General features: G+C 36.2%; 14 protein-coding genes. 4 read left to right on the top strand and 10 right to left on the bottom strand.

Going from position 1 to position 12,934, the window contains the following annotated elements:
- Positions 1-28: 28 nt before the first annotated feature.
- Positions 29-817 (bottom strand): glutamate 5-kinase, encoded by a 789-nt coding sequence (gene proB / locus ACT5E3_RS15630; RefSeq protein ID WP_444994475.1) that lies wholly within the window; start codon positions 815-817, stop codon positions 29-31.
- Between the two features lie 598 nt (positions 818-1,415).
- Between proB and ACT5E3_RS15635 the strand changes: the two genes are divergently transcribed.
- Positions 1,416-1,838 carry an Hsp20/alpha crystallin family protein gene (locus ACT5E3_RS15635; RefSeq protein WP_444994476.1) on the top strand — a complete coding sequence of 141 codons (423 nt, stop codon included), beginning with the start codon at positions 1,416-1,418 and terminating at the stop codon, positions 1,836-1,838.
- Between the two features lie 68 nt (positions 1,839-1,906).
- On the opposite strand, the gene ACT5E3_RS15640 is transcribed toward ACT5E3_RS15635, so the two are convergent.
- The 7 genes from ACT5E3_RS15640 to ACT5E3_RS15670 all read right to left on the bottom strand — a co-directional run bounded on the left by ACT5E3_RS15640 (position 1,907) and on the right by ACT5E3_RS15670 (position 9,505).
- Entirely contained in the window at positions 1,907-2,332 is a 426-nt protein-coding gene (locus tag ACT5E3_RS15640) for an ion channel (protein WP_444994477.1), read from the bottom strand.
- 78 nt (positions 2,333-2,410) lie between these two features.
- Positions 2,411-3,655 (bottom strand): RNA polymerase sigma factor, encoded by a 1,245-nt coding sequence (locus ACT5E3_RS15645; RefSeq protein ID WP_444994478.1) that lies wholly within the window; start codon positions 3,653-3,655, stop codon positions 2,411-2,413.
- Positions 3,652-3,993 carry a YciI family protein gene (locus ACT5E3_RS15650; protein ID WP_444994479.1) on the bottom strand — a complete coding sequence of 114 codons (342 nt, stop codon included), beginning with the start codon at positions 3,991-3,993 and terminating at the stop codon, positions 3,652-3,654. The genes ACT5E3_RS15645 and ACT5E3_RS15650 overlap by 4 nt, the downstream gene beginning before the upstream one ends.
- Positions 3,994-4,398: 405 nt before the next feature.
- Positions 4,399-5,118 (bottom strand): phosphoadenylyl-sulfate reductase, encoded by a 720-nt coding sequence (locus ACT5E3_RS15655; protein ID WP_444994480.1) that lies wholly within the window; start codon positions 5,116-5,118, stop codon positions 4,399-4,401.
- Positions 5,119-5,127: 9 nt separating this feature from the next.
- Positions 5,128-6,831, bottom strand: coding sequence for an assimilatory sulfite reductase (NADPH) hemoprotein subunit (cysI, locus tag ACT5E3_RS15660; protein WP_444994481.1), 1,704 nt, complete (start codon positions 6,829-6,831; stop codon positions 5,128-5,130).
- A gap of 2 nt (positions 6,832-6,833) precedes the next feature.
- A complete protein-coding gene (locus tag ACT5E3_RS15665; RefSeq protein WP_444994482.1) occupies positions 6,834-8,633 on the bottom strand; it encodes an assimilatory sulfite reductase (NADPH) flavoprotein subunit in 1,800 nt (599 codons plus the stop codon).
- Between the two features lie 389 nt (positions 8,634-9,022).
- Positions 9,023-9,505 carry an FKBP-type peptidyl-prolyl cis-trans isomerase gene (locus ACT5E3_RS15670; RefSeq protein ID WP_444994483.1) on the bottom strand — a complete coding sequence of 161 codons (483 nt, stop codon included), beginning with the start codon at positions 9,503-9,505 and terminating at the stop codon, positions 9,023-9,025.
- A gap of 230 nt (positions 9,506-9,735) precedes the next feature.
- Here ACT5E3_RS15670 and ACT5E3_RS15675 point away from each other — a divergent pair, with 230 nt between their 5' ends.
- Complete coding sequence (locus tag ACT5E3_RS15675; RefSeq protein WP_444994484.1) at positions 9,736-9,912, top strand: hypothetical protein; 177 nt, start codon at positions 9,736-9,738, stop codon at positions 9,910-9,912.
- Between the two features lie 218 nt (positions 9,913-10,130).
- Positions 10,131-10,505, top strand: a complete 375-nt coding sequence (locus tag ACT5E3_RS15680) for an FHA domain-containing protein (RefSeq protein ID WP_444994485.1) — start codon at positions 10,131-10,133, stop codon at positions 10,503-10,505.
- 131 nt (positions 10,506-10,636) lie between these two features.
- Here the strand turns inward: ACT5E3_RS15680 and ACT5E3_RS15685 are convergent, their stop codons facing one another.
- Positions 10,637-11,041, bottom strand: coding sequence for a GFA family protein (locus ACT5E3_RS15685; RefSeq protein ID WP_444994486.1), 405 nt, complete (start codon positions 11,039-11,041; stop codon positions 10,637-10,639).
- A gap of 290 nt (positions 11,042-11,331) precedes the next feature.
- Here ACT5E3_RS15685 and ACT5E3_RS15690 point away from each other — a divergent pair, with 290 nt between their 5' ends.
- On the top strand, positions 11,332-12,246 hold the full coding sequence (locus tag ACT5E3_RS15690; RefSeq protein ID WP_444994487.1) for a bile acid:sodium symporter family protein: 915 nt from the start codon (positions 11,332-11,334) through the stop codon (positions 12,244-12,246).
- A gap of 99 nt (positions 12,247-12,345) precedes the next feature.
- Here ACT5E3_RS15690 and ACT5E3_RS15695 read toward each other — a convergent pair whose 3' ends face one another.
- The gene (locus tag ACT5E3_RS15695) at positions 12,346-12,858 is read right to left on the bottom strand and encodes an MFS transporter (protein ID WP_444994488.1); all 513 of its coding nucleotides are present in this window, start codon (positions 12,856-12,858) and stop codon (positions 12,346-12,348) included.
- Between the last annotated feature and the right edge of the window lie 76 nt (positions 12,859-12,934).

Genomic DNA, 12,934 nt, shown 5'->3' on the forward strand with positions numbered 1-12,934 from the left:
CCTTAATTCGATTTATTAATAAACATCTTTATTTGTTTTTCCCAACAAATAAAGTACCTGTTTTTTTAGACTGTTTGAGTTGCTCAAATGTTGTCGCTTTACGACCATTAACAATCAAAGTATCAATTCCTGATTCCATTGCAAACTTAGCAGCATCGATTTTTGTTTGCATACCGCCAGTAGCAATGGGATTATGAGTAGCTTCTGCATAACCAGAAATTGTTTCATCAATAGTTTCTACAAACTGAATTAATTCTGCGTCACAATGCTGCTGTGGATTTTTATTAAATAACCCATCAACATCACTACATATAATTAGTAAATCGGCATTACAAGTAACAGCCACTCTTGCCGCCAAGTTATCATTGTCACCAACAACCAACTCATCAACAACCACAGAATCATTTTCATTAATAATAGGAATAGCATTCATTTGAAACAATGTATTAAGTGTATTCTTGGCATTAAACACTCTCTTTTCGCTCTCCAAGTCAGAACGAGTTAATAATATTTGAGCACATTGGTTATCAAATAATTTCTGCCAATGTTGCATGACCAATGACTGCCCTATTGCCGCTAATGCTTGCTTCTGAGGGATCGAAACAGGTTGGTTCAAATCAAAATTAACTAACCCAGCCCCCGCTGCAACACTACCTGACGAAACAATAACAACTTGCTTTTTACTTTGCATTGATGTGTGAATAAAGTCTGCTAAAGCCAATAAAAATCGGGTACTGCAACCTTTACCATCTGGCGCAATTAAAGCGCTCCCCACCTTAACAACCGCCCTATTCCAGTTTAAATTTGAATGACTCATAAAAATTACCAAAATGCTAGCCAGCCATCAACCCCTTATATCTCATATAAGATATAAAAGCTTAACGCGGCTTTATTTAATGATTTAATAAATATATTGTTGGGTATATTTTTCTTAATAGAAAAGAGATTTATTAACCCACAAGGGGAAATAATGGAGGAAAGTTAACTGTGTTGAAAATATTCTGTGGGTTCATTATTTTTCAATAATTTCTATTTTTTCTCATCCTACAGGATTTGGTGCAAATATCAACTCGTATTAATCAGTTAATTATAAATAAAAAGAATATAGCATTACCTTTTGTCAAACCTCTATTAATGATTCTCTTCACTATTTGAAAAATCAAATCACATTCATAACCGTTCTATTAATAGAACCTTTGTAACCCTATCTAAGTTCAACAGTAAACATGATTAAAATTAAAAAATATAAACTGTTCAATATAAATTTGTTCAAAATTAGTAGCATAAATCACGCCACTTACCGACTGGTACTTTTGATTTTCATCAATAAAAAAGTGTTAGTAAAAAACTATAATAATCCTGTGGCGCTAATATCCACGCTAAAATTGAGTATCAATCTTACAGGAGAATATATTATGAGCTTAGTTAGATGGAATCCATTTAAAGAATTCGATAGTATTTTTTCACCGACATCTCAATTCATCAACCGTTCACATGAACACCAACTTGAATCACATTGGAAGCCATTAGTTGATGTCACTGAAGATGCGAATGAGTATTTAATTAAAGCAGAACTACCAGAGGTCAAAAAAGAGGATATAAAAGTCTCAATTAACAATGGTTATCTAACGCTTTCTGGAGAAAGAAACTTTGAAAAAGAAGATAAAAAACTCCATACCACCGAAAGGTTTTATGGTAGTTTTGAAAGAAGCTTTAGCCTACCAGAAAATGTAAAAGAAGAAGATATTAAAGCAGAGTATGATAATGGTTTATTACTACTTCATTTGCAAAAAACTGAAGCGCCTCAAACAACCAAGCGACAGATTGAAATTAACTAATACTCTGCTTTCATTGACTGCCTGAATAGCCATAGTTTCAGGCAGTTTTATGAGTTTTATATAAGTAGTTAATTCTCTCGCCAATAATTTTGCATTTCAAAATATAAAAAAGAGGCGCTCCAGGTAACCAATACAAGCCCTGTTAAAGACTCTATTCCAGTTAAATAACGCACGCTACCTAACGGCTGAATATCACCAAAACCAAGCGTTGTATAAGTGGTAAAAGAAAAATAAGCACAGTCCATGAGTGTACCCGAGAAATTACCTTCAAAAGTTCCCCAACCATCGAATTGAATCATACAATAATAGGCGATTGCAAATACCCAAACTTCAACCATATGGGCTAAAAGCGCTCCAAATACACCAAACACAATCTTGAAATTATGTTTAATATTAAGTTTAGGTAAAAGCCGGGTCAATTGATGCAATATTTCATAATGAATCAAAACCACCACAGCAATAATAATACTATTAACAAAAAATACACTTAACAAATGCTTTACCTTTTAGGTAGTAAAATGATAATAACTTTAAAAATAATACATAAAAATACAATCGTTATTTTAATAACTCTACCAACGATTTAACCGTCGTTGCAAGAGTCTCTTAACGGCTGGGGTAGGCGCTAAATTAAGCGCCTCATCTCGATACTGGCATGCAATATCAAGATTGTTACTACGTCCATGTAAATCAGCTAACACAGCAAGCCATTGATATGAACCAATGAGCCAGTTAGGTGGTTTAAAACTTTCAAGTATAGCTAATGCTTCTTTGGGTCCCTTCCACTCAGCAACGGCTATTGAGCGATTTAGCCGACATAGTGCTGATGGCGCAACCTGCTCTAACATAACGTAACATTCTACAATTTTATCCCAACGAGTTTCAGAAAAAGACGGAGATAAACAATGCTCTACTGCAATTCCGGCCTCAGCATGGTAACGAGAAAGTATTTTTCCTTGTGCAGATTTTTCTAACCACTTTAGCCCCATAATAATTTGTTCTTGATCCCACAAGCTTCGATCCTGTTCCTCCAATAAAAGCAAGCCGCCAGATGAGTTTTGTCGCGATGCCATGCGAGCCATATGAAAATGCATTAGTGCGAGTAATGCATAAGCTTCTTCAGTTTGACCAACCTGACTTTTTACCAAAATCATCATTAATCGAATGGCTTCTTCGCATAGTTCTTGTCGAATAGCAAAATCAGTATGAGAAGAAAGGTAACCTTCGGTAAAAAGTAAATAAAGCGTTTGATTAACTGAACTTAATCTCTGAAAGTAATCTTCCAGCATTAAATTTTTAAAATGAGATGAATGTTTTTTCAATTGATTTCGAGCTCGGCCAAGACGCTTATAGACATTAGCTTCACTAGTAAAAAGTCTGGCAGCGATCTCTCTAGTGCTAAAGCCACATAATATTTTTAATGCTAGTACTAGCTGTGACTCAAGCGGAATTACGGGATCACAACACACAAACAACATTCTCAACATGTCGTCTTGTAATTCTTTTGATAAATAATGCTCAGAGACCAGCTCTAGAGTGTCAGCAATGGTTTCCTTATTCTGCTTAAGAATATACTCACGTCCAGCACGCTGCCGCAAATCACCCATAAGATTGTTATGTGCGACTTTAAAAAGCCAAGCTGAGGGCTTTTCCGGTAACCCTTTAACGCTCCAAGATTCAAGCGCACTCATTAATGCAGACTGCACCGCATCTTCAATAATTTCTATATGTTGAACCCCGACACGGCACGACAAACTCGCCACGAGTCTACCATACTCATGGCGAAAAAAATGTTCAACTAATTGAGCGGTACTCAAGGCGTACTAATTTCTCTAATTTCAACACTTGAGCCAGGCATGCCAACCCCAGGGCTTTCACGCACAACTTCCATTGCTTCTTCCATATTTGATGCGCTAATAAGCATGTAGCCACCAATAATTTCTTTGGCTTCGATAAAGGGGCCATCGGTTGCACCATCGGATTTAACTACTTTCCCTTCTGCTTTTAGTTTACCTCCCATATCAAGGATATTTTCCTTATATTTTTCTTTCCATACACTGAATTTGGCATACATTTCTTCCATTTGTGACGGCGAAGGAGGCTTACACTCACCTGTTTGGCTACGTTGGATACAAAGATATTTTTGCTTAGACATGGATTCTCCTTAATAGGAATAAATTGAGTTTCAGTTACTCGGTCAACTTAACCGGTATCTTAATGATGAATGAACATAGCTAAACTGGACACTTATCGATTATTTTTTCAGTTTAAGTAAATATTATGTTTACGATTCAGAACTATATCGATTATAGGTAAACTTATCACAAAACAGGAAAGCAATATATTAGAAGGAGAAAACCAGATAATGTAGATTCTGTAATGGCTTAGCCAATCATAGCAAGTTCAACCATACTCTGTTGACTCTATAACAAATGCGCTGACGAATTTAAAAAGAAAGGTAATAGATAAATTAAAGAGCCCCAAAACACGAAAACAGTTAGCTAACTAAATAGCAAAAGTTTAAGTGCATTGAATACTCTTTAAAATAATTCTCTACCGACTAGAGGCCCGAAAGACTATCTTCGTGTAATCCACACTCTCTTTTAACACCACCAAAGCGAGTATCCTCTTCGCTCATACCTAAGCTTAAAGGCACAGTACTATGGGTATCTCCAATAGAAACATAACCTTTTTCCCAAAGCGGATGGTAAGGTAAGTTATGCTTTTTTAAATAACCATGTACAGTACGGTTATTCCAATCAATTAATGGATGAATTTTAATTCTTCCACGAATTTTTTGCATTACAGGTAGATTCTGTCTGCTAGAAGCTTGGCTACGCATTAAGCCAGCAAACCATGTTTGCACACCCAACTCAGCTAAACCTCTATCCATCGGTTCAACTTTATTTAATTGGTTATACTGTGTTAATCCTTCAACACCCTTTTCCCATAATTGACCAAAACGTGCTTCTTGCCATGCGCTACTCATTGAAGAACGATAAACTTTTAAGTTTAAGTTCAGGCGGTCAGTCAACTCATCAACAAATTGGTAAGTTTCAGGAAATAGATATCCAGTATCAACTAAAATAACGGGAATATCATTTTTAATTTGAGTCACCATGTGTAAACTGACAGCAGACTGAACCCCAAAACTGGATGATAAAGCAAACTCACCGGGCAATTTATCAATTGCCCATTCAATTCGTTGTTCAGGACTCATGTCTTCGAGAAACTGGTTTGCTTCCTCAATTTTTCTATCATTCCAAACCGAATCTAACACAATCATCTCCTAAGCGTGAAAGTCGAGCCCATTATTAACGGCTTTAATATAATTAGCTCGAATGACAAAGTCGCCAAAATGCTCGTTCTCATGACGACTTTCAGAATAATCTTTAAGTAGTGGTTCCAAAGCCTCAAGAATTTGCTTCTCGTTAATATTTTCTTTGTATAATTTATTGAGGCGATTACCAATGTGGCTAGCACCTAAATATAAATTGTATTTACCGGGCGCTTTACCAACCATACCGATTTCACCTAAAAATGGTCTGGCACAACCATTAGGACAACCAGTCATACGGACATTAATAGGCTGCTCTTGTAATGAATACTTTGCCATCAACTCATCTAACCGATTGATAAAATCAGGTAAGTAACGCTCTGCTTCAGCCATTGCCAAAGAACAAGTAGGAAAAGCAACACAAGCTAGCGAATTTAACCGAGTTGGCGTTTCTGTTTCGCCAATACTAATTTGATAAGTTGATAATAGCTTCTCAACTTTTGCTTTGATTTTGGGTTTTATATTACTAATGATTAAATTTTGGTTCGGTGAAATTCGAAACTCGCCATCGTGAATTTTAGCGATTTCAACAAGTCCGGTAAAAAGCTTTTTTTCTTCAGTATCAACAATACGCCCGCTATGAATATATAGTGTTAAGTGCCAATTACCATTTTCATCTTGCATCCAACCATATCGATCACCATTATGAACAAAATCATAAGACTTAGCTGGCGCGAGTTCAAAACCTAAATATTCATGTAATTGACTTTTAAAACCATCAATACCAAGCCGATCAATCGTATATTTTAATCGAGCTAATTTACGCACTTCACGATTACCAAAATCACGTTGCACTTTAACAACATTTTCGGCAACCTCTAGCACTTGGTCTAAAGTACAAAAACCAAGAACATCTGCAATTCTAGGGTAAGTTGAATCATCACCATGACTACTCCCCATGCCACCACCAGCGGTCACATTAAAACCAACTAGCTTCCCCTTTTCTTCAATAGCGATAAATCCTAAATCATTAGCAAAGATATCAACGTCATTAAAAGGCGGTATCGCTAATGCAGTTTTGAATTTACGAGGTAAATAAGTCTGCCCATAAATAGGCTCCTGAGTTGACTCAACCTTTTCTCCATCTAACCAAATCTCATGATAAGCTTTAGTTTTAGGTAATAAATGCTCACTGATTTTTTTAGACCACTCAAAAACTTCAGCATGTATTTTTGAAGTTTCAGGTAAAGGGTTACTCATTACATTTCGATTAACATCACCACAAGCAGCGATAGTATCTAGCATTGACTTATTAATACCTGCAATTGTGGTTTTTAAATTTCTTTTAAAAACACCATGCCACTGAAATGCTTGTCGGGTAGTCAAACGCAAGCTACCACTTGAATAGGTAGTCGCTAAATCAGCCATTTGAATATACTGTTCAGATGATGCTACGCCGCCAGGAACTCTAGCCCTAATCATAAAGGAATACAAAGGTTCTAATTTTTGCTTACGTCGCTCATTTCGTAAATCACGATCATCTTGTTGATAAATACCATGAAATTTAATCAACATTAAATCATCATCAGCAACAGAACCTGTAATAGGATTTTTTAAACTGGGTGTAATCGTACCACGCAAATAATCGCTTTCTACTTTAATTTTTTCAACATCCGAATGTTTGCTCGGATCATATTTTGTCTGCTCAATAGCCATGATTAATATACATCTCTTTGATAACGTTTATCTTTTCTTAGTTGACTCAAAAATGCTTCTGCATCTTCTTGAGTTCGCCCACTTTGTTCGCTAATTATTTTGACTAAAGCAGCATGAACATCCTTTGCCATTCGGTTCATATCACCACACACATAAATGCTGGCTTGCTTATCATTAATCCATTGCCAAACCGATTCTGCATTTTCCAACAACCGATCTTGTACATAAACTTTTTCTTCTTGATCTCGAGAAAAAGCCACGCTTAAATCAGTTAATACTTTATCTTTTAGTAAACTCTGCAATTCAATCTGATATAAAAAATCCGTATTAAAATTGGGGTTGCCAAAATACAACCAGTTTTCACCAGTTGCAGATTCTTCTTGTCGCTGTTGTAAAAATGCTCTAAAAGGTGCTACTCCTGTACCAGGCCCAATCATAATGACAGGCTTATCATTCTCAGGTAGTTTGAAATGTTTATTTGCTTCAACATAAACTAAAACTTCATCGTCAGCTTGCAACTCATTAATTAAAAAGTTGCTTGCTGTACCATAACGCACACCATTACTATTTTCTGATGCTTCTAAACCAACAGTTAAATGAACTTCTTCTGGATTGGCTTCAAGGCTTGATGCAATCGAGTACAAACGAGGCTTAATAGGTTTTAACAAATCAACTAATTGTTGTGCTTCGAGTTTCATTGGTGAATATTTAATCACATCAACTATTTGATGATTTGCAATATACTTTGCATACTCACTAGCTGCGATATCTTTTAACGCTTCGGCCCCACTTAACTCGGCATACTCTAAAATAAAGTTTTTGTTAATTAATGAAATTTCTAAATTTTCACTTAATACTTGTAAAAGTGTTTTTTCCGATTGTTTAAAAGAAACGGTTTCATCACCACTTAATTCGGTTAACTGAAGTATTTCAGCAACAACAGATTGATTGTTTTTTGCCCAAACCCCTAACGAATCACCAGGTAAATAGTAAATACCGGAACCTTCTAAAGATATTTCGATATGATTAATATGTTTTACCGAGCCTTTACCGGTTATTTTTTGGTTATCTAATATAGTGGCTGCAAATGGATTTTCTTTTGTAAATTGTTGGCTACTTGAAACAGGTGAACTGGTTACTTCATTAGTCGCTGATTGGCTAACAGCAGATAACCCTTCAATTTGTTCAACGACTTGAGTAATCCAATTAGCCGAAGGCTCTTCATAATCTAGATCACAATCGACTCTATCAACTAAAACCGTCGATCCTAATTTTGCAAAAGCCTCATCAAAATCTTTACCTGTTTGGCAGAAAAACTCATAACTCGAATCGCCCAGACTCAGCACAGCATGACGTACTCCTTCCAACTTAGGCGCACGTTTACCTCTAATAAACTCATGAAAATCAATCGCATCATCAGGTGGCTCACCTTCCCCGTGGGTAGATGCGACCATAACAATAATTTGCTGCTCTTTTAACTTGTTGTTTTTAAAGTCAGCTAATGAACTTAAATTGGCAGACAATCCTTTTTGAACAAGGTTTTGATGAAGCTGTTCAGCTATAGATTGTGCATTACCAGTCTGTGATGCATATAAAACTACAGTTTTTAGCGCTACAGCGGTTGACTCAACTTCATTGGGAATAGTAATGCTAGTGAACTGACCACCTTGTCTAGCATCAGCTAAACCAGAGCAATATCCACTCAACCAATACAACTCTTTACTATCATAACCTTTGACAGTCTCAAGCAATTCAGGACTTAAAGGTTGAGCATTTGGGGAAAAATCAACTTTTTTGTTCACGATATCTATTCAATTAATGACAATTGCATGGGATTTTGGGCTTGTCAGAGGATTTCGGCTACTAATTAACAGCTATTCGGTAATAACCGTTGGTAATTTTGTATGCTTTTTGGAGCATATATAACCATTTTTTTAAGAAACTAGGGGGCCAAGTCGATTTATTATGCAAGCATTATATTCAAAACATATGGCAAGAGCTTGATTAACAGATGAACACACTAACAAAGGGCTAACGCCCTTTGTTAGTGAGGAAGAATCCTTTCAGATAATTGGCCTCCGGCAGATATAATCAATCATAAATTAGCTAAAAAATATTGTAACTAGGTCTTCGCTGAATTACATGTAAGATATTAACTATGGTGCTAAATAGTCTGCGTTTCACACAAAAACTAATGATGGTGTCCGCCCACTCCATGAGCATGACCATGAGCTATTTCTTCTGTAGTCGCTTCTCTGACATCAACAATATCAACATCAAAAGTCAGTGTTTTACCAGCAAATGGATGGTTAAAATCGACAGTAACCATAAATTTCCCTGCTTTTATGACTGTTACTTGGCGACGTCCCTGCTCAGTATGCACTACGCCAATCATGCCTTTTTTCCATTTTTTAGCACCTTGTAAATGCTTAACGGGTATTCTTTGTTCCGCATCTGGCTTAATTTCTCCATAAGCTTCATCGGGTGCTAACGTTACAGAAAAGCGCTCTCCAGCACTTCGACCATCCATTGCTTTTTCTAAACCTGACAGCAAGTTGTTATGGCCATGTAAGTAAGCCATAGGTACTTTATTATCAGACTCTTCTAACATTGTTTGTTTATCATCCGATAATTTATAACTAAACTGAACCACAGTGTTTTTTTCAATTTTCATTCAAATTCTCTTTTTCACTAGTTTATTGAATCGCATTATAACGAACTTAATCCCATTTGCGGACATTTACCTGTCCGAAACTCCCCAAAACGGACACTAACAATTCTCAAAAAACACCAAAAAGCTAACTTTTTTCTTTGTTTTACAACAAGTTATATTTATCGGTTTTTTTGGCATATTGTTTGCTTTAGTAGATTTATAATCTCTCATGCATAACTCTGGTTTATAAAATGAAAAAAGTAAAAGAAAGAGTCTGTTTAATCTTTTTCACCATAGGTATTATACTCGCAGCCATGCACCAATTAGGTTGCTCTAGTTATTTTTACAACAATGTTCCACGCTATAGCCAGCTTCAAATGACAGTTGTGGGCATTAAACTTCAAATAGCTGAACTTGAAGTGTATTAAAATATGCAAATATCTTAATCTCTTTTCATCGATTAAAGACTAAAATCAGAAAGGTAGGTTGTTCATAATCAATTGTCAGGAGAAATATCAAAATATTTTATTTTCGGGCTACTAATTTGCCTGAATATTCACTAGCATACTATTCTCTAACAACAGTTTTATTTTTAATACGACTTCCAAAACCAACTTTTTGGAAGTCGATCTATTGAGTGGTAACTATGGCCGTTTTATTACAATTATTGGACGATAACATTCTTAACAAATATGAAATTAACAAACAAGGACTAACCATTGGCCGTTCAATCCAGAATGATATCGTTTTGGATGACCCATCAGTGAGTCAGAGCCATGCAAAAATTACTCGTAAAGAGTTAAAAGATGGTGCTTTTATTTGCTTCATTCAAGACTTAAAAAGCACGAACCATACCTTTGTCAATAATAATGAAATTGATGAGTGGCCTCTCTCGGACCAAGATCTGATTGTTATTGGCACTAAAAACTTCAAATATATCGATCCAGATAAAGAAAACCTGGCTCAAACCAAAGCTTTCAAAAAAAGCTGGATACCAGGTATGTTTTATTTAGAAGATTAAACTAATGAATTTATAACGAAAAAACTCATTGCAACATGACTAGCTCTTATCAACAGATATTGCCGATATCAGAAAACCAATACTGATATCAGGAAATCGCGGCAGATATGAGTAAAGCTCAATAAAATAACTTATTCTGGAAACCCGTTGACAGGCTCAGCCTCTATACCTTTTTTGTACCAAGCCGATTGTTCTTCGCAAAAAATATTATTTTGAGGCATTATTTCTGGCGGTTCATTTAGGCACCCTGCTGGCACAATAAGGTTGGCTCCACTCTGAGAAAGAAAAGGAAGTCCTGAACCACATCGAGTACAGAAAGCTTTTGTAAAAGATCTATCGGGATCATCATAACGTGTAATAAATTCTTTTCCACATAACCAATTAATATTATCTGGTTGGGTAAATAGGTTAGAAGCATAAGCAGAGCCCGTAATTTTCTGACACTGATGACAATGACACAAATAAAAGTTAGAAAAGTTTTCTTCTAATGAAAACTTAACTCTACCGCACAAACACTGACCGCTTAATCTTTTCATTGCACCCCCCACTCACTTCTCCAATTATTTATCAATCATAATCTATTTGACCGTTTGACAACCAGAGCATTTTAATCACTTTAATTTTTTAAGTCATTGCTTAACTTTTCAAGTTACTCTGAAAAGATATTTTTCAAACGAGCTCAATAGACATAGACACATAGTGCATATCACAGTGACGATACGAGTATTAATCATGTAAAATCCTTCCTTTTATTCAACAGAACACAATCACTCACATTGCTAAAAAGCAATAATTAGCAGCTACTAAGCAGCCAGTCGAGAATAATATGCAAAAATTAATTCAAGCTTTTCCTTTATGGGCATTACTAGCCAGTGGTCTTGCGCTTTACGAACCCAGTTGGTTTACTTGGTTTAGCGGCAGCTATATTACTTGGGGACTGGGTATTATCATGCTGTCGATGGGATTGACATTGAAGTTTGATGACTTCACAGCAATCGTTCGCTCGCCAAAAGGGTCTCTCGTTGGAATTACTCTTCAGTATACAATCATGCCATTTCTCGGTTGGAGCCTTGCCCAGCTGTTTAATTTGCCACCAGCACTATCGGTTGGCTTAATTTTAGTTGCCAGTTGTCCAGGAGGAACAGCTTCAAATGTTATTTGCTACCTGGCTAAAGCCAATGTCGCACTTTCTGTATCTATGACAGCTGTATCAACCTTTTTAGCAGTAATCATGACTCCACTACTCACAACCTGGTTGGCAGGTTCAACTGTAGAAGTCAATACATTAGGTTTATTTTGGGGAACAGTTAAAGTCGTTATATTACCAATCAGTCTAGGTTTAATACTTAGTCGTTATACCCCCCAACTAACTTCTCGACTACAAGCAATATCACCATTAATTGCAGTCATTGTTATTGTATTGATCGTCGCCAGTATTATTGGCGCAGGCAGAGATCAAATTATCGCCTCAGCGTTTAGTTTGATTGCCGCAGTGTTCACTTTGCATGTTCTCGGTTTTTCAATCGCTTTTTGGGCTGGCTTTTTTGTAACCGGTTCTGCCGCAGATGCCCGTGCAATATCGATTGAAGTGGGTATGCAAAATTCTGGCTTAGGCGCTTATTTAGCCCGAAATAACTTTAGCAACCCAGCCACAGCGATACCCAGCGCTGTCTCTAGTTTATGTCACTGCTTAATCGGCTCAGCCGTCGCGGCATGGTGGGCTAGAAAGCAAGTTAATTAATAGCGATAACCTCTTCTTATAAAAATTAGAGCATGGATGGTTACAATCCCCACGCTCTATATTTAATTGAGTAAATTTTAATATTATAAAAGCAGCTATTTAATTAGCCTGAGCTAATTCATTATCACGAAGTGACTTATGTAGATTTTTTAAACGCAGTTCACTATCAACCAGTTGTGCTAACCCTAATGAAATAAATGCCATTACCGCACCAATGTAAAAAACTAAAGAAGGATTGACTAACCAAATCAACCCAAAAGCAGCCGGAATAACAACCGCAGCAATATGATTAATGGTAAAACTCACTCCTGAAGAAGAAGCAATATCTTCTGGATATGCTATTTTCTGAAAAAATGTTTTTATCGCAATAGCCATTGCAAAAAACACATGATCAATCACATAAAGACCAGCAGCTAAATAGGCATTATCAACTAAACCATAACCAACAAACACTATAATTAACCCTAAATACTCTATTGTTAACGCTCTTCTTTCTCCTACTTTTCCAATCCAACGCCCTATCTTGGGTGCAAAATACCAATTAAATAGATGGTTAATAATATACAAAGCCGCGACATCGGCAGCAGAATAACCAAACTTTTCAACCATCATAAAACCAGCGAATTATATGTAATAATTGCTTTTGTAAATAATTAAATTTGTTTATTGCGCACTAGCCCGCTGTTTT

Source organism: Aliikangiella litoralis (assembly GCF_052495765.1).